Raw genomic sequence first — 20,026 nt, 5'->3', positions numbered from 1 at the left:
TTATGAAAGCGATTTCATAATATGATGATAGCAACAGCAGGACATTACAAAATTGATCAAACTCTAGGGGGTCTTTTACATGAATATATTACTCGTTTGTGCAGCAGGCATGTCTACTAGTTTACTGGTGAGCAAGATGGAAAAAAGTGCGCAGGAACAGGGAAAAGACTATACCATTTGGGCAGTTTCAGGCGATTCTGTACAAAATCATATCGATAAAGCGGATGTATTGCTTCTCGGTCCGCAAGTCCGTTACATGCTTCCGCAGCTCAAAAAATTAGGAGAGTCAAAGGGGGTTCCGGTAGACGTCATTAATACCGTCCATTATGGCACGTGCAACGGGGCGGAAGTGCTGAAATCAGCTGAACAGCTTGGACATGTGTCATAGAGAGGGGCGGGCTATGTGAATAAAGTCAATCAGATCTTAGAAGAAAAGGTCATGCCTATAGCGGGAAGAATTGCGGGACAGCGTCATTTGCAGGCGCTGCGTGATGGTATCATCCTCACGATGCCCCTGATTATCATCGGTTCCTTTTTCCTCATCATTGGCAACCTCCCGATCCCGGGATACGCTGAGTTTATGGCAAAAACGTTTGGCAGCTCGTGGTCTGAAAAACTGGCCTACCCAGTCGACGCGACCTTTGAAATTATGGGTCTTGTCGCCGCGTTCGGCATCGCCTACCGGCTCGCCGAGAAATACGGCGTTGATGCCTTGTCGGCCGGAGCCATTTCCCTTGCGGCATTTTTATTAGCAACACCTTATCAAGTGCCGTTTATGCCGGATGGCGCGACGAAAGAAATCATGGTTGGCGGCGGGATTCCGCTTTCGCTCATGGGAAGCAAAGGCCTGTTTGTCGCCATGATTATCGCAATGGTGTCCACAGAGATTTACCGCCTCATTATCCAGCGCAATTTAGTCTTCAAAATGCCGGACGGTGTTCCGCCGGCGGTAAGCAAGTCATTTGTCGCGTTAATCCCCGGCTTTGCCGTTATCTTCCTGATTTGGGCAGCCCGGCTGATTGTTGAAGCGACACCGTTTGAAAGCCTTCATAACATTGTAAGCGTTTTATTGGGGACTCCGCTTTCCATTCTGGGAGGAAGCCTGGGAGGAAGCCTTGTCGCCGAAGCCGTCAAAATGCTTTTATGGGCCTGCGGCCTTCACGGTGCAAACATTGTCGGCGGCGTCATGGCACCGATTTGGTACGGCGCAATGGATGCCAACCGAATCGCATTCCAAGCCGGTGAGGAGCTTCCTAAGATTTTCACCCAGCAATTTTTCGATATCTGGGTCAATATCGGCGGAAGCGGCGCCACATTGGCACTGGTTGTCACGATGTTCCTGCGCGCCCGAAGCAAACAAATGAAGCAGCTCGGGAAGCTTGCGGTCGGCCCGGCCATCTTCAATATTAACGAACCGATTATATTCGGTATGCCGATCGTCATGAACCCAATGCTCTTACTTCCGTTTATCATCACGCCGCTTGTCACAGTGACACTCACGTACATCGGAATGAGCACCGGCCTTGTCGCCAAACCGGCGGGTATCGCAGTGCCGTGGACCATGCCGCCGATCTTTTCAGGCTACTTGGCGACAGGAGGAAAAGTCTCAGGCGCGGTCATGCAAGCCATTAATATTACCGTGTCCTTTGTTGTCTACTATCCATTCTTCAGAATGTGGGATAAGCAGAAGCTGAAAGAAGAAAACGATCTGGAGCTGGTCCAAACGCCTGCAGCATCAGATGACAAAGAAGCGGCTCTGTAGAGAAAGGAAGTGAATCGCGTGAATGAGGAAATGGAACAAATCATTTTTCAAATCATCCTTCACGGAGGAAACGGTAGGAGCTCCGCAATGGAGGCCATTGCCGCTGCGAAAAGCGGTGACGCAGAAGAAGCGCGGAAAAAGCTTCAAGACGCTGCTGAAGAATTGTCAAAAGCCCATCATTATCAGACAGAGCTGATCCAAAATGAAGCGGGCGGAGAAAAGACAGAAATGACGCTTCTGATGGTTCATGCACAGGATCATTTAATGAATGCAATGACAGTGAAGGATATGGCTGCAGAGATCATTGAGTTATATGAAAAAATCACCGAGCAAAGGGGAGCAAGCATATGACAAAAGGATTGAAGATTGTAACGATTGGCGGAGGTTCAAGCTATACGCCCGAGCTAGTGGAAGGGTTTATTAAACGGTATGATGAGCTGCCTGTGCGCGAATTATGGCTCGTCGATATCCCTGAGGGCGAAGAAAAGCTGAATATTGTCGGCACACTCGCCAAACGGATGGTTGAAAAAGCTGGCGTCCCGATTGACATTCATCTTACGCTCGACCGGAGAAAAGCGCTGAAAGACGCAGACTTTGTCACGACTCAATTTCGCGTCGGACTTTTGCAGGCAAGAGCAAAGGATGAGCGCATTCCACTAAAATACGGAGTGATTGGCCAGGAAACAAACGGCCCGGGAGGCCTGTTTAAAGGATTGCGCACAATTCCGGTCATCCTTGAGATCGCAAAGGACATAGAAGAGCTTTGCCCGAACGCTTGGCTTGTTAACTTCACAAACCCTGCCGGCATGGTAACAGAAGCCTTGCTTCGCTACTCCAACCTGAAGAAAGTCGTCGGTCTCTGTAATGTTCCAATCGGCATCAAAATGGGCGTAGCCAAAGCGCTTGATGTAGATGTGGACCGCGTAGAAGTCCAATTCGCCGGACTGAACCATATGGTATTTGGGCTGGATGTTTTCTTGGACGGCGTAAGTGTGAAGGAGCAAGTCATCGAGGCGATGGGCGACCCGAAAAACGCGATGACGATGAAAAACATCTCAGGCGCCGAATGGGAACCGGATTTCTTGAAAGCGCTTAATGTCATCCCTTGCGGCTATCACCGTTACTATTTCAAAACAAAAGAGATGCTGGAGCACGAACTGGAAGCATCACAAACGGAGGGCACCCGCGCTGAAGTCGTACAGAAGGTCGAAAAAGAGCTGTTCGAGCTTTATAAAGATCCAAACCTTGCGATTAAACCGCCGCAGCTGGAAAAACGGGGCGGAGCTTACTACAGTGATGCAGCATGTAACTTAATCAGCTCCATTTATAATGATAAACATGACATTCAGCCGGTGAACACGATCAATAATGGTGCAATAGCGAGTATTCCAGACGATTCCGCAGTTGAAGTGAACTGTGTGATGACGAAAACCGGCCCTAAGCCAATTGCTGTCGGCGACTTGCCGGTGTCTGTCCGCGGCCTTGTCCAGCAAATCAAATCCTTTGAACGTGTCGCGGCAGAAGCGGCAGTTACAGGTGACTATCAAACTGCACTCCTTGCCATGACGATTAACCCGCTTGTCCCGTCCGATACTGTGGCCAAACAGATTTTAGACGAAATGCTGGAGGCGCACAAAGCGTATCTGCCGCAGTTTTTCAACAAAATTGAAGCGTGAAAAAAGCCGGCCTGTAATGGGCCGGCTTTTTTTTACTTGCTTTCAGTCAGCGCTGCGACTTCGGTCGTCCATCGGAATTCGTCTGCGACAGCGCCTTTTTGAATGCCTGTAATCGTGTCATATAGTTTTTTTGCGATTTCCCCTGTTTCGCCATTGTTAATTGACAGTGTTTCATCCTGCCAAATCAGCTCGCCGACTGGGGAAATAACTGCTGCTGTACCAGTTCCGAAGGCTTCTTCCAGGATGCCGTCTTTATGGGCTTGGATGACCTCATCGATCGCAATTTTTCGTTCTGAAACTTGAAGGCCCCAATGCTTAAGCAAGGCGATGACTGAATTGCGCGTAATGCCTTCCAGGATGCTTCCGTTCAGCATCGGCGTTACGATTTCACCGTTGATTTTGAAGAAGATGTTCATGCTTCCGACTTCTTCGATGTATTTCTTCTCAATGCCGTCCAGCCAAAGCACTTGGGAAAATCCTTTCTCTTCGGCGACCTGCTGCGCTTTTAAGCTTGAAGCGTAGTTCCCTGCGGTTTTAGCATTTCCTGTTCCGCCTTTTACCGCACGGACAAATTCACTTTCAACAGCGATTTTGACCGGCTTAATGCCTTCTTTGTAATAAGAGCCGACCGGAGAAAGAATGATCAAGAGCTTATACGTATGAGATGCCGCAACACCAAGGAAAGGCTCGGTTGCGATGATGAACGGACGGATGTAAAGGGACGTGCCCTCCGCATTTGGAATCCAGTCTTTATCAATTGCGACAAGCTGCTTTAAGCCTTCAAGAACCTGTTCTTCATCAATTTGCGGGATGCAGAGGCGGTCGTTTGATTGATTCAGGCGTTCCATATTTTTTTCCGGTCTGAAAAGCAGGACATGGTCATCCTCTGACACGTAAGCCTTTAACCCTTCAAACACGGTTTGGCCGTAGTGATAGACCATTGCGGCCGGATCCATTGATAAGGGCTGATAAGGAATGATTCTTGGATCGTACCAACCTTTATCTGCCGCATAGTCCATTACAAACATGTGGTCTGTAAACACTCTTCCGAACGAAAGCTGATTTGGGTCTGGTTTCGGTTTTTTTGTTGATGTCAATTCAACGCGAATCGTTTGTTTAGTCATGGTCAATCTCCCTGCTGTTAAATTGTTTATATTATCAAACTTATTTGAAAATAATTATATTCTATTGTATACCTTCAACAAATAATCGCAATAGGTTTGCTCAAATTTGTAAGAAATTCATATGAAAAAAGCAGGAGAAATTAATTCTCCTGCGTGTTCATTTGCTCGAATAACCTGTCATAATCGGCGCGAGTGGCATCCCGAAGACCTTCAACACGTTCATTTGTAATCTCCTGTTTGCCTTCCTTCAAGCCGTCCAAGAAATATTGAACATATTCTTCAGATGAAATGCCCCGGTACGTCAGGCCTTGTTTATCGCGTGATTTTTGGTTTAAGCTCGTGTCCACCATAGGCGGTGCCATTTCAATCACTTCCACGCTCGTGTCGCGGAGCTGGTGTCTGAGCGTAAGCGAGAACGAGTGAAGTGCTGCTTTTGTTGCGCAGTACACCGGATAAACAGCTAACGGGTTAAACGCAAGCCCGGATGTGACCTGAACGATTGCCGCCTCAGGCTGCTTCATCAAATGAGGTGTGAAAAGGGCGGATAAATGGACAGGAGCTTGGAAATTAAGTTCAATTTCATCGCCGTCCACAAAAAGCTCCTCTGTCCCTTTTTTAAAGTCAATTTCCTTTTGAATGCCGGCGTTGTTGACGAGAACATTCAAGTTCGGATATTCCTTTAAAGCCCATTCATACAATGCTTCCCGCTGCGAACGGTCTGCAACATCACATTGCTTTGTATGGATGTTTGGGAGCTGCTGCTTCGCTTCTGCAAGACGTGCTTCGCTGCGTCCGCAAATGATAACTTCATTGCCGAGCTCCAGCAGGCGCTTGGCAAGTTCAAGCCCAATGCCAGCAGAACCCCCTGTGATTAAAACCGTATTGCCAGTCATCTTCATTGGATGTAACACCTCTTAATTAAGTTGGCTGTGATTCCTTTACTATTTCAAATCTTAGCAGGAAATATGCAACCGCGTCCTATGAGATGCTCAGGATGAAGTGACTTTTCCGGTTTTATAAAATTCGTCAATTGCTTTATCGACATACACCCAGCCTTTCCAGCCGATGTGAATGGTGTCTTTCATGAAATACGGGTCATATTCATGCCCTGAGAAATCAGCAACCTGGAAGCCCTTCGCTCTGATTTGTTTATTTACCTTTTTGTAATAGTCAGTGCGTCCTTTTTTCGGGAAGCCCGTGTAATCGTACCATTTCCCGTTAACCGGAATGGTGACAAACATAGGCTCTGCGCCCGCATCCTTCAGGATATCGAGCATCATTTCAAAGTCGCCATATTCCGGTGACACCGCATACGATCTTCCTTTGTTTTTCCCTTTTAGCTTAGGCACTTTCGGCTTCAGCTTTTTATAGACAGGGTTGTCGATGTGAAAATCGTTAGAACCGGAGTGGCGTTTGCCTGATTGATCCGCTAGTTTATTCAATTCAGACCATGACTTATCCTTTACTGACTGCGAGATATAGCGCTTTGGCCCGGATGATTCTGTCGTTGAATAATACAGATCTTTCTTTTCCAGCATGCTGTAATACACTTTCGCCGCCGGTTTCAGCGCGTTCACTTTCCACGTCTGGCCGTTTACCATTGCTTTGTACAGCTCAGAAAGAATGGCATCGTTTTGCACAGCCTTGAAGCGCAGCATGCGTTTCATCATTTTCTTTTTAATTTCAGGGTCGATCTGATCGTTAAATGCCAAATCAAGCCCTTGCAGCGCAGAATAGTTCGGCGCGAAATGCTGTTCATCAGACCCGCGCTTAATAAACCATTGCGGAGACACGATGAATACGATTTTTTTGCCCTTCAGCTGATCCATATGGGCAGCGAAGTTTAAAGAATGAATCAATGACTGGGATCCGCCTTTGCCGACAAGGTATGGCGTGAATCCCTCATTGTTTACCTGAAAATAATTAGATGGGTGGAACTCGTCCAGCCGAGAAAGCTCAGAAGACCCGTAAATCGGAAGATATGTCGGATCTTTGAGCATCTGATCTTGTAAATATAGCCCTTGAAACATACTCGGATTCAAGGCTGTTGCTGACTCTTTCACACGCTTATCGGTGATGAAGCCTGTCAGCCATGAAGATGGAATTGCGATGGCGCCTGCGAATAGAATAAACGCCAAAATAATTGGACCGAAAAAACGCTTTTTCATTATTTCAACTCAGACAGCTGATTTACAATGTTGTTAGGTGTATTCCAAACGTCCCGGTCAAATTCAGTGATCGGCACTAAAATATCAAAACGGTTTTCAATCGCAAGCAGCAATTCTACTGTTCCAAAAGAATCAAGCAAACCTTCTTCAAAAATTTCAATATCAGGATTTTCCTTTACGATGTCATCCTGGCAAACCTCTGCTAAAACGTCTAATACCTCTTGTTTAAAATCCATAGCTTTCTAATCTCCTTTAATGGTGGTGATGAAATGGTTTTCCTGAGAAAATATAAAACCCGAAGCAAACGAAATGGAATGTGATCACAATCGCGAGAATGGTTGTCCAGCGGTTGGACGGCAGCCATTTATATTTCTTATTCCACTTCTCGAAAAAGTTGTAACACGTCATCAGAACGGCATGATAGAGGCCGTAAATGATATATTGCGGCGCGAGCCCGTGCCAAACCCCCATCAGCATAAACAGCAGGAAATACCCGATGTTTGAGACGGCCATACGGTTTTTGATCCACTTTTTCTTAGTCATCCAAAATACGAATCTCATAAACACATAATCTCTGAACCAAAATGACAGAGACATATGCCAGCGATTCCAGAAATCTTTAATATTTTTACTGATAAATGGTTTATTAAAGTTTTCTGGTGATTTAATGCCCATAATGTAGCTGACCCCGACGGCAAACATCGTGTAGCCGGCGAAATCAAAGAATAAATACATGCTGTAGCCGTACATGTACAGCAGGTTCCCAAGAATCTTATTGTGCGTGATTGCGGGAAGATTCATGATGAAGTACGTATTGATCGCGTAGCCGATAATAAATTTATACAGGAAACCGATGAAGATTTTATGGATTCCCGTATACAACAGGTCGGCGTATTCTTCTTTCGTCCAAGCCTTCTGTTCATCCTTGACGAACCGGCGGTATCTGTCGATCGGGCCGGAGGAAATCGTCGGGAAAAACAGGATGAAATACAGCAGGCGGTGCAATGGCAGCTGTTCTTTCAGCAGTCCGTCTCTTGCTTCCATAATCAGCTGAACGCCTTTAAAGGTTAAATATGAAATACCTAAAAAGCTGATCAGGTTATGCGGCGGATGATGCGGCTGCGGGTGTGAAAGAAACGGCCATATTTTTGACAGAAATAAAGGCAGAATAGACGCGATAACAGCTCCGCAAAAGACAAAGCCGCTGTTCGCTTTCTGCCGGTATGCCAGATAGCCGCTGATCAGGAGCACCTGCCATATTGTAAACAGGCACAGCGCGATGACCCCGTGTAAGTCGTGCGAAAAAATTAAAGCCAATATAATGATAGATATGAACATGTTGTATGCTTGAAATCTTTTTCCGTTTAAGCCGAGAATGATCGTCGGCAGAAGAAGAATGCCAAGCAGTATAAAGAATAAAAACGAGCTGTAAGGCGTCATACAAGAACCTCTTCGCCAATGCGTTTTCGGTCAATTTTGCCGTTAGCCGTCATTTGAATGTGATCCTGATAGATAAATTTTCTTGGGATCATATATGCCGGAAGAGAAGCGGCAAGCTCTTTTTTAATAGCGCTTGTCAGCTGGAATTCCTTCTCGAACTCATGCTCCTCAGGCACAATAGCAGCGATCAGGTACTCAACTGTTCCGTTTGGCTGATAAGGAATCACGACAGCAGAGCGAACGTACTGTGACTGTCTGACATGGAACTCGATTTCCTCCAGCTCCATTCGATAGCCGTGAAGTTTAATCTGAAAATCCAAACGTCCCTGGCAGAAAATCTGACCGTCTTGAATAAAGCCGGCATCGCCAGTTCGGTATGCCCACTGGCCTTCATGGGAGAAAAACGCTTTTTCCGTCAGCTCTGGCTCACCAAGGTAGCCTCGGCTTACACTCGGCCCTGCAATGACGATTTCTCCTTTTTCTCCATCAGGAAGCGGCTGTCCCTCTTCATCCATAATGAAAATATTCATATCTGGTTTGGCGAAGCCCACTGGAAGCGATTCGCTGCGGCTGATGACGTCATCCGTAATTTCAACCGATGTGACAGCCACTGTCGCTTCAGTCGGGCCGTACGTATTAAAAATCTTCGCTTTCGGAAAACGCTCAAGCAGCGCTTTTGCCACAGAAACCGGAAGAACCTCTCCGCAAAACATAAATGTGTCCGCATGAGGCAGCAGATCCTGTGAAAAACCCGGATCCATCAGGCACATTTGCACAAAGGAAGGCGTTGATGTCCACACATTCAGCCCGGACTTCTTCAGCTCTTCAAATAAGACTTTCGGCTTGTTCACAGCATCCTTTGTCACGCAATGTAAAGTCCCGCCTGATTGAAGGCACGGATATAGGTCCATGACAGACAAATCAAATGAGAACGGTGCTTGGTTTAAAAATATTTTTCCTCCGCTGACTGGAAAGTCTGCACAAATCCAGTCTGTGAAGCTTTGAAGGTTCGCAGCGGAAATCTGCACGCCTTTCGGATTTCCTGTGCTTCCGGAAGTGTAAATGATATAAAACGTTTCGTGTTCTTTGACCCATTGATCTTGGCTGACAGAGCTGCCTTCGTTTTCTAGCAGTTCTTCCGCAGAAACTGTCTGAATCTGCTGGCCGACTGCATCAATTGAGAGTCCTGCTGCATGGATCAGCAATTCTGCTCCAGAGCTTTCGATAATTTTCGCAATCCGTTCGGACGGAATGGACAGGTCAACCGGAATATAAGGATGTCCCGCTTTGACACTTCCCAAGAAGGAAACGATCATGTGCGGCTCCATGTGGCCGTACACAAGGATAGGAGATTTCTTTTCCCCAGAAATGCGTTTTTGGATCGCGGCAGCCGCGCGGTCAGACTGCTCCCATAATTCCTGATACGTGAGCGACTGGCCTTGAGAGCGGAAGGCATCGGTTTGCGGATAAGTTTCCGCATGTGTTTGAATAGCATGTAAAAGTTTCATAGTTATTCTCTCTCCAATTAGAAATCGTTATAAATATATGAACCGGTATTCGCGGTGTGAAAACCATACATAAAAAACAAAACAAGCAGTATCATCAAATAAAAGCCTGTATGACATGTCCACTTGACAGCGGGTTTTTCATACAGCTGTTTCATTAATTGCAGCATATCAAAAATTCCCTTCCCGTTTTTTCGACAATCACATGAGTATTTGACGATCAGATGCTCAAAAAGTTTCATTTTTTCCCTAATCTCCCTCAAATTAATATATCGGCGTATGTTTTTGAAAATGAATCTTTATACCTGCAAGGGCAAGAATGGAATGTTTCGAGCTGATTCATAATAAAGGAAAAGATACCTGGAGTCAAAAGATCTTTTTAACTTTTAAAAAGTGTAATGTACTTAAAAAAATTTTTCTGTACCTGTTCGTTCAAGTGAAAGCAGAAACCTAATGAAATCGGGGCGGAAGCGTATAATAAGAAAGAAAACGCCTTCTTGCGGTATCTTGTGAAATAGGGGAGAAGTCATTATGATAGATAAGGAAGCAAAAAAAGGAGTTTTTAACAAGCTGCCGGCTGAAAAAAAGTAAGCCTTTTAATAGAAAGGAAGAGGAAGATGAATCAAACAAATAAGGGTGAGGGTCAGACAGCGCCGCAAAAAGAAAGCATGGGGCAGATCCTTTGGCAGTTAACCCGTCCTCATACGTTAACCGCATCGTTTGTGCCTGTGCTGCTCGGAACCGTTTTGGCGATGTTTTATGTGAAGGTTGATCTGCTGCTGTTTTTGGCTATGCTGTTTTCTTGCCTATGGATCCAGATCGCGACGAACTTATTTAATGAATATTATGATTTTAAACGCGGGTTAGATACAGCAGAATCAGTCGGAATCGGAGGGGCAATTGTACGCCACGGAATGAAGCCTAAAACGATTTTGCAATTAGCTCTTGCCTCATACGGGATTGCCATTTTGCTCGGTGTCTATATTTGTGCGAGCAGCAGCTGGTGGCTCGCTTTGATCGGCCTCGTTGGCATGGCGATCGGCTACCTGTATACAGGCGGGCCGCTGCCGATTGCGTACACGCCGTTCGGTGAATTATTCTCAGGCATTTGCATGGGTTCGGTGTTTGTGCTGATTTCATTTTTCATTCAGACAGATATGATCAACACGCAAAGCATTTTGATTTCCATCCCGATTGCGATTCTTGTCGGCGCGATTAACCTGTCGAACAACATTCGTGATATTGAAGAGGACAAAAAAGGCGGCCGCAAAACATTGGCGATTTTGATGGGGCATAAGGGAGCTGTTACTCTGTTAGCTGCGTCGTTTGCTGTCGCTTATATCTGGGTTGTCGGCTTGGTTATTACCGGTGCCGCAAGCCCATGGCTGTTTGTCGTCTTTTTGAGCGTGCCTAAGCCGGTTCAGGCAGTGAAGGGCTTCGTCCAAAAAGAAATGCCGATGAATATGATTGTCGCAATGAAATCAACAGCCCAAACAAATACATTTTTCGGATTCCTGCTCTCGATCGGATTATTGATCAGCTATTTCCGATAATAAAAAAGACCGCTCGTTTCGTGCGGTCTTTTTTTGTTACAATCGACCGCATTTTGTAAAAAAATTCATAGAACCTTGCAGCAGACAGGGACGTCTAGTACATGGACAGCGGATAAAGTTCCGTTAAAGGAGATGACGAAAATGGATTTATCTGTAACACATATGGACGATTTAAAAACAGTAATGGAAGATTGGAAAAATGAATTATTAGTTTATAAATTTGCGCTAGATGCGCTTGATACAAAGTTCTCAATTATCAGCCAGGAGTATAACCTCATTCACGGACACAACCCGATTGAACATACAAAATCCCGTGTCAAAAGCTTTGAAAGCATCGTGAATAAGTTAATGAGAAAGGGCTGTGAGATTACGACGAAGGAAATGAAGGAGCATATCAACGATATCGCCGGTGTGCGTATCATTTGTTCCTTTATTTCTGATATTTACAATGTTGTTAACGTGTTAAAGCAGCATGAAGATTTGAGAATCGTAAAGGTGAAGGATTATATCCAGACCCCAAAACCGAACGGCTACCGAAGCCTGCATTTAATCATTGAGATGCCTGTGAATTTAACGAACCGTGTGGAATACGTCAAAGCAGAAATTCAAATCCGAACGATTGCGATGGATTTCTGGGCGAGCCTTGAACATAAAATTTACTATAAATTGAACAATGACGTTCCTAAGCAATTAACAGATGAGCTGAAGGAAGCTGCGGAGATCGCCCATTATTTAGATGAGAAAATGCTGGGGATTAAGAAAGAAGTGGATTAGAAAAGACGGCAGCAAAGTGCCGTCTTCTTTATTTGATATCTTCATAAATGTCGGAGGCTTTGGCCTTCATTTGTTTTTTAATGGCTTTTTGTTTCTTCTCTTTTTTCACAGCCTGATAGACAGCGGCTGTCACAAGATCGCCTGCTTGCTGGAGGCGTTCTTTGCTGATATGTTCGATCGAGTCTTCGGGGGTATGATACCATGGCTCAATTTCTTCTGTTTCCGGGTCTCCCCAAATAAAGTTGGCGGAATCAATGCCGGCTTCGTGGAATGGCACATGATCAGATGATCCTCCCTGTGTCAGAGACAGGCTGTCAAACCCAATTTTTTCAGCAGCCGTATGGCTGGATTCCCAAACATAGTTAGATTGGCCGTCCAATGTGTTGACATACAGCTCAGACGCTTTTTCCCAGCTTGTGCCTACCATATCTAAGTTGAAGTTCACTTCGCTTCGTTTCAGCTCTTTTTCCGATAGATGATCTACATAGTGAGAGGAACCGAGCAGGCCGAGCTCTTCGGCGCCGAAAGCGATAAAGCGGATTTCTTTATCAGATGGAACGCTTTTTAAGACACGCGCCATCTCCAGCATAACAGAGGTTCCTGAGCCGTTGTCATTTGCTCCGGGCGAAAAAGGAACACTGTCGTAATGGGCCGTCACGTACACAATGTCTGGATGTTTGATGTTCTTTGGTTTTTTGATTCCGATGATATTCTGGGAGGTTTGGTCTGTGAATGCTTTTAGTTTTAAGGTGGCTTCTTTTTGCTGGGTAAGCGCTTCGCCGTCTTCTTTCTTAATGCCGACGACCGGAATGCCGACTTTATTTCCCGACAGGTTTGGCGTCATAGGCACGAGGCTTTCTTTGTTGTTATAAATGATGACAGCTTTCGCTCCGGCGGCTTCGGCATTTTTGGCTTTCTCGTAATAAGTCAGGTCTCCTCTGGAAATTAAGGCGATTTTGCCCTTGGCGTCAGCGGTAAAGTCCTTTTGATAGCCCAATCCCGCATTGTAAAGCGGGGCCGTCAGCCCTTGTTCTTTAGTCGGAGCTGAACCGGACGCCGCTTGGAGAAGAATATCGCGTCCTGCTGAAGACAGTGTTCCCTCAAGCCGGTCAGGAATGTTGAATCGTTGAACCTTCACATCAAGCTTTAATTTTCTCAAGGATGAGGCGATCAATAGGGCACTCTTTTTTTCAGCTGCAGTTCCAGCTATTCTGGGGCCGATTGCTTCACTTAGCTGAGAAATGGTAGAGTACGCATGTTTTGCTTTGAATGGAAGCTCGCGCTCGCTATTTGATATTTGTACAGCGTGTGCGGCAGGGGTGACACTCTGTGCCGGCAAGAGCAGTGTGCCGGCAGTTAAAACAGCCATCGTCATGACAGTCAAAAGCTTTTTCATCAAAAATAAACCTCCCCTAAATGTATGGTTGGGGAATATTTCGGGATGCTAAAGGAGTTTCCTGCAAGATGAAGAGCGTTTTTGAAAAGACAGTGCTTTATACCTGCAAAAAACGCTTATGAATGAAGGGTCATAAGCGTTTCGGAATATCAGACTATTGGAGCTTTAAAAACTTGCGTTTGCCGACTTGGATGATCATATTCTCTCTTATCTCTGCTTTGGCGTGAACATCTGTTATTTTCTCTCCGTCGATGCGTACACCGCCGTTTTGAATCATGCGGCGCGCCTCGCTCTTCGAAGAGAGGAGCTTTAGCTTGACGAGCAGATCAATCATCGCTATCGTTTTTTCGCCTTTCCAGTTTACGGCCGGTATATCTTCCGGCAGGCTGTTTTCCTGAAAGACTGTTTTAAACGAGTGTTCGGCAGCTTCTGCTGCTTTCTCTCCGTGATACATTCGGACGATTGTTTTGGCTAAAAGCATTTTAGCATCACGCGGATGAACGGCGCCGGTTTCTAAGTCTTTTACGAGCTGTTTTTTCTCTTCAAGCTCTAAGTCTGTCGCCAAGTGGATGTATTTTTTCATCAGGCTGTCGGGCAGTGACATCGTTTTTCCGTACATGTCGTTTGGATGTTCGTTAATGCCAATGTAGTTGTGTTTCGACTTCGACATTTTCTCGACGCCATCCAAGCCTTCCAAGAGCGGCATAAGGATGACGACTTGTTTTTCTTTGTTGTATCGTTCTTGAAAATGCCGTCCCATGAGGACATTGAAATGCTGATCCGTTCCGCCTAATTCAATATCACTTTCGAGAACGACAGAATCATATCCCTGCATCAATGGGTAAAAGAATTCATGCAGTGAGATTGATTTTTGCATGGCGATGCGTTCTTCAAAATCGTCGCGCTCCATCAGGCGGGCTACCGTTATTTTCCCTGCTAATTCAATGACATCTTCCAGATTCAATGTTTTCAGCCATTTCGAGTTGTAGTGAAGCTCGACTTTTTCTGGATCAAGCACTTTTCCGAATTGCTCAAAGTAGGTTTTGGCATTGTGCTGAACTTCTTCATTAGTCAGTTGCTTTCTGGCTGCCGATTTTCCGGTCGGATCACCAATTTTTCCTGTGAAATCCCCAATTAACAGCTGGACAATGTGGCCGTTTTCTTGAAATTGGCGAAGCTTATTTAACACAACCGTATGGCCCAAATGTACATCCGGTGCAGACGGATCTAATCCGAGCTTAATTTTAAGCGGCGTGCCCGTGGAAATTGATTTCACGAGCTTTGCCTTTAATTCCTCCGGCGGTATGACTTCGTGGGCGCCTATCATGTATAGCTGAAGCTGTCTTTCTACCTCTTTTTGCTGTGACGCTGTGAGCTGCTCAAATGTTTTCATCACTCTTCCTCCTTTTTTTCAAACACAAAAAGAGCCCCATCCCGATAAGGGACGTGGCTCAATGCACGCGGTACCACCCTGGTTGAAGACATCGTCTTCCGCTCATTCGAATAACGGTTTCCCGTTCTTTGCTACTTTTAAGGTTCACAAAGAAAGCTCGGGGAGGTAATTCACGTTTGCTGTGTGCCGGCTCGCACCTTCCGCCGGCTCTCTGAAACAGGGAGACAAACCGCTACTGGATTCCCGTCAAAGCTTATGTTGTATGAAGATTGTCAGCTACCTTTCTAAGCAGCCCTGTCAATATTTTCTGTTCGTCCTTCGTCATTCCTGCGATGAGCTCTGTTTCCCCTTTGTGAAACTCCGGGTAGAGTTCTTCGATCGCTTGTTTGCCGGAATCTGTGATAGAGACAAACACGAGTCGCCGATCTCTTGTGTCCATGCTTTTACGGCAAAAACTCTTTTTTTCGAGCGTTTTGATCACGTTGCTTGCTGTAGCTGTAGATATCCCTGACAGCTCAGCGATTTTTCTCGTTTCGAGCGCTCCCCATACCCATAGATCATAAAGAATGGAGAAAGCGGTCCAAGAAAGGTTATAGGAAGAAAGAACCTCAGTCTCCATTTTGACACGGAGCCTTTGTGCAGACCGATACAGATTCGTAGCGATCGAAATGGCTTCCAGGTTGAGTGACTCGACGGGCATTTGTTTGAGCTTAGAAAGTGTATCGTGTTCTTCCTTCCGAAGCTGCTGATGTTGATGTGAACGTTCCATTTTTTAGGCCTGCCTTAAATTATCAGAATCATTAGCTATCAAACGAATTTTAACAGAGTCTGGTGTGAACTTCAAGCCCATATATCGGTTGAATAAAAAAAGCCCAAACAACGCCAAAATAAACAAAAAACCGCAAACGGGGTGCAATCTTGCAAAAATATGTTCAATCCGTCTATAAGCATGATCCGTTTCATCTGTTTTCGACAGAGCATGTAGTGACGTTAGCGATTATCGCCCTTTTGGCCATTCTGTTGTTTTTGTTCCAAGATGGGGTCAAGCAGCCGAGGGCCAGCCGGTTTTTGCGTTCTCTGTTTGTGTTTCTTTTGCTTGGTTCGCAAATCGGCTATCAAATATGGATGGTCGCCACGGGCAGGTGGTCGGTGCGCACTTCATTGCCTCTCCAGCTTAGTGACCTGTCGGTGTATTTGTCAGCTATTATGTTAGTGACAAAAAGCAGAAAGCTGTTTGTGTTTTTGTTTTTTGTCGGCATCGGCAGTTCGATTCAGGCTCTTGCCACTCCTGACCTTGGTATGTTTTCATTTCCGCATATCCGATATATCCTCTTTTTTATTTCTCACGGGTCTGTGTTTTTATCCTGTCTTCTGATGGCTGTGATTGGTACCTACAGAATGGGCCAGCGCTCGTTATGGGTGACAGTCCTGCTTGTTAATGTGTACGGCGTCTGTATTTTCCTGATTGATCGCTGGCTTGGCGCGAATTATATGTATTTGACGAAAAAACCGGGCGGATCCTCTCTCTTAGATGTTCTCGGGCCATGGCCGTGGTATATCGTCTCGGCTGAAGCCATCACAATCGCAAGCTTTTTCATTCTTTATTGGCTTTATCGCATCTTCAAAAAATGACACCTTTTTTGTTGTATCACACATTCTGTTTAAAAAAATGTCGGAGAACGTGTTTATTTTTTTGAAAAAGGGTATGTAACTTGTACAACAAAAAGGGAGATGAATACCATTGAGGAAAGATGAAATCATGCATATCGTATCATGCGCAGATGATAATTATGCTCGTCATTTAGGTGGGATGTTCGTTTCTTTATTGACTAACATGGATCAGGAGAGAGAGGCAAAATTATACGTCATTGATGGCGGAATTAAGCCTGATAACAAAAAAAGACTGGAAGAAACCACTTTGAAATTCGGAGTGCCGATTGAGTTTTTAGAAGTGGATACCAAAATGTATGAACATGCGGTAGAGAGCAGCCATATTACAAAAGCCGCGTATTACCGCATTTCGATTCCTGACTTAATTAAGGATGAAAGCATCAAACGAATGATTTACATCGATTGTGATGCGCTTGTCCTAGAGGATATTTCTAAGCTATGGGACTTAGACATTGCGCCATACACCGTAGCCGCTGTTGAGGATGCGGGGCAGCATGAACGCCTGAAAGAAATGAACGTCACTGATACAGGGAAGTATTTTAACTCAGGTATCATGATTATTGATTTTGACTCTTGGAGAAAGCAAAACATCACAGAAAAAGTCATCAACTTTATCAATGAACACCCAGACGAAGACTTTCTTGTGCTGCATGACCAAGATGCACTGAATGCGATCTTGTATGATCAGTGGTATGAACTTCATCCGCGCTGGAACGCTCAAACCTATATCATGTTAAAGCTGAAAACCCCACCGACTCTGTTAGGGCGGAAGCTTTACAACGAAGCGAGACAAAACCCGGCAGTCGTCCACTTCTGCGGCGGTGAAAAGCCTTGGAATTCTAATACGAAACACCCATATCGCGATCAGTATTTCCATTACATGTCGTATACGAAGTGGAATACGATCAGCAACCCGGCGATCAACCAATAATACAGGTATAAAAAAACGCTTTTGAGATGATCAAAAGCGTTTTTTGTTTGCCTCAGCGTGCGACTGACCGTTGGTAGAACCGCTGAATATGCATGGCGATGTAGCACAATTCTTTTTCAGGAAACTCAAAGCCGTATTCCTTCTTCACAAAGGTGCCGATGCTTAGGGCACACAGGAAGGCATCCTTAAACTTCTCTTTAATGATGTCGATCATTTCTGCGTCCAGCTCGTAAATGGATTCGCCTGCTTTGATATGCTGAATGGCAAAGCGGAGATGGGTCACGAGCCGTTCATAAGAGATGGTATCTTCAACGATATTAATAGACAGTTGAATTTCGATAATCTCGATAATATCACGGATCATGGTTGTAATATCAAGCGTTTGTGTCATATCGCCAGCATTGTTTCTTGCTGTGTGGATATGCATGGCGATATTGCCGATTTCATCATCAGGAATGTGAATCCCCAGTTTATCTTTAATCAGGGCTCTGGCCCATAAGCCGATCTGGAACTCCTTTGGATAAAGGACTTTGATTTCATTCAGCAGCGGATTTTTGATAACCATCCCATTGCTCAGGCGTTCGATTGCAAAAGAAAGATGGTCTGAAAAAGCGACATGAATGCGCTCGTTGATTTTGATGTTCAGCTCTTTTTCGGCATGAGAGATAATTTGCTCAGAAATCTGAATGTGGTCTTCAGGCAATGTTTCTAAAATCTCTTCGAACTGCTTATAGTCAGGTGTATCTTTTCTGATAAAGGTTTTTTCTATTTTTGACGGATCGACAATGTCATTCTTCTTTTTGTTAAACGCAATTCCTGCACCCAAGAGAATCTTCTCTTCATTTTGATCCTTTACGACGATAGCATTATGATTTAAGATTCTTTTAATTTTCATAGCTTTTTTGTCCTTTCATCCCCCGTTTTATGAATGAAATCGAATAAATCCAGTTATTCTGTCTCTTCTTTAAACCCGAGAAACAATGTAGCTATAAAAGCAGAGACGGCTGCGATCAAGAAACCGATCATATAATGAACAAAATTCGCGGCGCCAAACGGCAGCACAATTGAAATCATCGGAATGCCTGTCAGCCCGTATGAATTTGCCACAACTTGTACCGCAACCACGTATGCTCCGCCAATAGCACCGCCGATGGCTGCTCCGATAAAGGGACGGATCAGTTTGAGATTTACCCCGAATACAATCGGCTCAACAATGCCTAAAAACGCGGTCAGAGAAGCGGGGAGCGCAATTTTCTTCAGGCTTGATTGTTTCGTTTTGAGGAATACCGCAAGCCCCGCTCCGCCTTGGGCCACATTCGCCATCGACCATATCGGCACTAAAAAGTTGACACCGACATGCGGATTAGCAAGCAGCGTTGCCTCAATTGCATAAAAGCTATGATGCAATCCAGATAGGACGATGGTAGAGTAGATGCCGCCGAAAAGGGCTCCGGCGGCAATGCCGGCGTGATCATAGATATAGACGATCGATTGTGTCATGATCTGGCCGATGATGGACGCGGCGGGATTCATCACAATCAGCGCGAGGCATCCTGTCACCATGACCGTAATAAAGGGAATGATCACGACATCAAGCGACTTCGGCACAATCGATTTTAATAGCTTCTCAATTTTGCTCATGACAAAAACGGAAAGAAGAATCGGTATCATGGAACCCTGATAGCCCATCATTGGGATATGAAGCCCCCATATGTCTAAAGAAGACGGGGTTTTGCTGCCGAGCATAGACGGGTCCAGCAGATCAGGATGCGTCAAAAGCCCTGCAATCACTGCCCCTAGGTATGGGTTGCTGCCAAATTGCCGTGCAGCACTGAAGCCAACTAAAATTGGCAGTAAAATAAAGGCTGTGCTGGACACGAGGTCGAGCATTTTAATCCATGGGCTGCCGGCAGAGAACCAATGAAACACCTTAATCATGCCGATCAGCCCCATGAGCAGGCCGCTTGCTGTTATTGCCGGAATAATCGGCACAAAAATATCGGACAGTGTTTTTGCAAAAGCTGCGGCAGGGTTTAGCTTCCGGCAGGCTTTTTTCTGGTGGACAGGCTCTTCAGAAGGCGCGGTCTCCCATACATGAACGACTTCTTTATATATTTTGTTGACGACGCCTGCTCCGAAGATAATCTGGAAAAGGCCATAGCGGAAAAAGGTGCCCTGCACACCTTGCAGATTCTCAATGGCATGTATATCAATTTTCGTCTCGTCCTTTACATCAAAACGAAGACGGGTCGTACAATGGCTGATGCTGATAATATTGTTTTTTCCTCCTGCGAGCAGCAGTAATTCTTTTGCAATCTCTTTATGCAAGCAATCAAAACCTCCTTTGCTGAAGAAAAGTCGGCTTGTTCATCGTATCAAATGAAAAGTTGACAATCAAAATGAAAAAAGTGAGAAATACCGGCTGAAAATGACAAAAATGCCCGCGTCGACGACGGAGCATGAGAATAGGGGTTGTCCAAGGCGCCGTTATGAGCCCAACACGAAAAGAAGAGTTAAAATGCCCTGCTTTTTAGGCACTAATACTCCCTTTGCATCATTGGGTCTTGCCTGCCTGCCCAGTCACAATCCCGCCATATGTGGTGATAACTGTAATAACGTTCATTTTATGCTGT

At 45.3% G+C, this 20,026-nt stretch carries 21 protein-coding genes and 1 other annotated feature; of the genes, 9 read left to right on the top strand and 12 right to left on the bottom strand.

Going from position 1 to position 20,026, the window contains the following annotated elements:
* The first annotated feature begins 79 nt into the window (after positions 1-79).
* The 4 genes from licB to licH are packed head-to-tail and all read left to right on the top strand — an operon-like array spanning position 80 to position 3,438.
* Entirely contained in the window at positions 80-388 is a 309-nt protein-coding gene (gene licB / locus AC0OMU_RS20575) for a PTS lichenan transporter subunit IIB (protein ID WP_003218755.1), read from the top strand.
* Positions 389-403: 15 nt separating this feature from the next.
* A complete protein-coding gene (licC, locus tag AC0OMU_RS20570) occupies positions 404-1,762 on the top strand; it encodes a PTS lichenan transporter subunit IIC (RefSeq protein WP_251217805.1) in 1,359 nt (452 codons plus the stop codon).
* A gap of 18 nt (positions 1,763-1,780) precedes the next feature.
* Positions 1,781-2,113 carry a PTS lichenan transporter subunit IIA gene (licA, locus tag AC0OMU_RS20565; protein WP_003227313.1) on the top strand — a complete coding sequence of 111 codons (333 nt, stop codon included), beginning with the start codon at positions 1,781-1,783 and terminating at the stop codon, positions 2,111-2,113.
* Entirely contained in the window at positions 2,110-3,438 is a 1,329-nt protein-coding gene (licH, locus tag AC0OMU_RS20560) for a 6-phospho-beta-glucosidase LicH (protein ID WP_003244285.1), read from the top strand. The genes licA and licH overlap by 4 nt, the downstream gene beginning before the upstream one ends.
* A gap of 32 nt (positions 3,439-3,470) precedes the next feature.
* Here licH and AC0OMU_RS20555 read toward each other — a convergent pair whose 3' ends face one another.
* From AC0OMU_RS20555 to AC0OMU_RS20525, 7 genes are all read right to left on the bottom strand, one after another.
* Positions 3,471-4,562, bottom strand: a complete 1,092-nt coding sequence (locus AC0OMU_RS20555; RefSeq protein WP_181220295.1) for a branched-chain amino acid aminotransferase — start codon at positions 4,560-4,562, stop codon at positions 3,471-3,473.
* A gap of 140 nt (positions 4,563-4,702) precedes the next feature.
* On the bottom strand, positions 4,703-5,461 hold the full coding sequence (locus AC0OMU_RS20550; RefSeq protein WP_474241451.1) for an SDR family oxidoreductase: 759 nt from the start codon (positions 5,459-5,461) through the stop codon (positions 4,703-4,705).
* A gap of 90 nt (positions 5,462-5,551) precedes the next feature.
* On the bottom strand, positions 5,552-6,730 hold the full coding sequence (gene dltD / locus AC0OMU_RS20545) for a D-alanyl-lipoteichoic acid biosynthesis protein DltD (RefSeq protein ID WP_003227323.1): 1,179 nt from the start codon (positions 6,728-6,730) through the stop codon (positions 5,552-5,554).
* Positions 6,730-6,966 (bottom strand): D-alanine--poly(phosphoribitol) ligase subunit DltC, encoded by a 237-nt coding sequence (dltC, locus tag AC0OMU_RS20540; protein WP_003227325.1) that lies wholly within the window; start codon positions 6,964-6,966, stop codon positions 6,730-6,732. The genes dltD and dltC overlap by 1 nt, the downstream gene beginning before the upstream one ends.
* 16 nt (positions 6,967-6,982) lie before the next feature.
* The gene (gene dltB / locus AC0OMU_RS20535; RefSeq protein ID WP_003227327.1) at positions 6,983-8,170 is read right to left on the bottom strand and encodes a D-alanyl-lipoteichoic acid biosynthesis protein DltB; all 1,188 of its coding nucleotides are present in this window, start codon (positions 8,168-8,170) and stop codon (positions 6,983-6,985) included.
* Positions 8,167-9,678, bottom strand: coding sequence for a D-alanine--poly(phosphoribitol) ligase subunit DltA (gene dltA / locus AC0OMU_RS20530; protein WP_015385018.1), 1,512 nt, complete (start codon positions 9,676-9,678; stop codon positions 8,167-8,169). The genes dltB and dltA overlap by 4 nt, the downstream gene beginning before the upstream one ends.
* A 17-nt stretch (positions 9,679-9,695) precedes the next feature.
* Complete coding sequence (locus tag AC0OMU_RS20525) at positions 9,696-9,845, bottom strand: teichoic acid D-Ala incorporation-associated protein DltX (RefSeq protein WP_003227330.1); 150 nt, start codon at positions 9,843-9,845, stop codon at positions 9,696-9,698.
* A gap of 149 nt (positions 9,846-9,994) precedes the next feature.
* Here AC0OMU_RS20525 and AC0OMU_RS20520 point away from each other — a divergent pair, with 149 nt between their 5' ends.
* The 3 genes from AC0OMU_RS20520 to ywaC all read left to right on the top strand — a co-directional run bounded on the left by AC0OMU_RS20520 (position 9,995) and on the right by ywaC (position 12,002).
* Entirely contained in the window at positions 9,995-10,129 is a 135-nt protein-coding gene (locus tag AC0OMU_RS20520) for a hypothetical protein (protein WP_003227332.1), read from the top strand.
* Between the two features lie 163 nt (positions 10,130-10,292).
* Positions 10,293-11,228 carry a 1,4-dihydroxy-2-naphthoate polyprenyltransferase gene (locus tag AC0OMU_RS20515; protein ID WP_015250916.1) on the top strand — a complete coding sequence of 312 codons (936 nt, stop codon included), beginning with the start codon at positions 10,293-10,295 and terminating at the stop codon, positions 11,226-11,228.
* A 141-nt stretch (positions 11,229-11,369) separates the two neighbouring features.
* On the top strand, positions 11,370-12,002 hold the full coding sequence (ywaC, locus tag AC0OMU_RS20510) for a GTP pyrophosphokinase YwaC (RefSeq protein ID WP_003222250.1): 633 nt from the start codon (positions 11,370-11,372) through the stop codon (positions 12,000-12,002).
* A 28-nt stretch (positions 12,003-12,030) separates the two neighbouring features.
* Here the strand turns inward: ywaC and ywaD are convergent, their stop codons facing one another.
* From ywaD to ywaE, 3 genes are all read right to left on the bottom strand, one after another.
* Positions 12,031-13,398, bottom strand: coding sequence for an aminopeptidase YwaD (gene ywaD, locus AC0OMU_RS20505; protein WP_015483881.1), 1,368 nt, complete (start codon positions 13,396-13,398; stop codon positions 12,031-12,033).
* Positions 13,399-13,552: 154 nt separating this feature from the next.
* Entirely contained in the window at positions 13,553-14,794 is a 1,242-nt protein-coding gene (gene tyrS / locus AC0OMU_RS20500) for a tyrosine--tRNA ligase (protein WP_080030703.1), read from the bottom strand.
* Positions 14,795-14,835: 41 nt separating this feature from the next.
* Positions 14,836-15,050, bottom strand: a binding site (T-box leader).
* Positions 15,045-15,560, bottom strand: a complete 516-nt coding sequence (gene ywaE / locus AC0OMU_RS20495; protein WP_015385015.1) for a tyrZ transcriptional regulator YwaE — start codon at positions 15,558-15,560, stop codon at positions 15,045-15,047. (Overlaps the previous feature by 6 nt.)
* Positions 15,561-15,709: 149 nt before the next feature.
* Between ywaE and AC0OMU_RS20490 the strand changes: the two genes are divergently transcribed.
* Entirely contained in the window at positions 15,710-16,423 is a 714-nt protein-coding gene (locus AC0OMU_RS20490) for a YwaF family protein (protein WP_015483879.1), read from the top strand.
* A 109-nt stretch (positions 16,424-16,532) separates the two neighbouring features.
* Positions 16,533-17,393, top strand: coding sequence for a glycosyltransferase family 8 protein (locus AC0OMU_RS20485; RefSeq protein ID WP_015483878.1), 861 nt, complete (start codon positions 16,533-16,535; stop codon positions 17,391-17,393).
* A 52-nt stretch (positions 17,394-17,445) separates the two neighbouring features.
* Here AC0OMU_RS20485 and sacY read toward each other — a convergent pair whose 3' ends face one another.
* Both sacY and sacX read right to left on the bottom strand, forming a co-directional pair.
* A complete protein-coding gene (gene sacY, locus AC0OMU_RS20480; protein WP_003244589.1) occupies positions 17,446-18,288 on the bottom strand; it encodes a transcription antiterminator SacY in 843 nt (280 codons plus the stop codon).
* 53 nt (positions 18,289-18,341) lie between these two features.
* Positions 18,342-19,721 carry a SacY negative regulator SacX gene (sacX, locus tag AC0OMU_RS20475; RefSeq protein WP_474241450.1) on the bottom strand — a complete coding sequence of 460 codons (1,380 nt, stop codon included), beginning with the start codon at positions 19,719-19,721 and terminating at the stop codon, positions 18,342-18,344.
* Positions 19,722-20,026: the final 305 nt, after the last annotated feature.

It is taken from the genome of Bacillus sp. FAU18 (assembly GCF_056033885.1).
The sequence above is the reverse complement of the archived record's forward strand: the minus strand, read 5'-3'. Positions and strand labels throughout refer to the sequence as shown.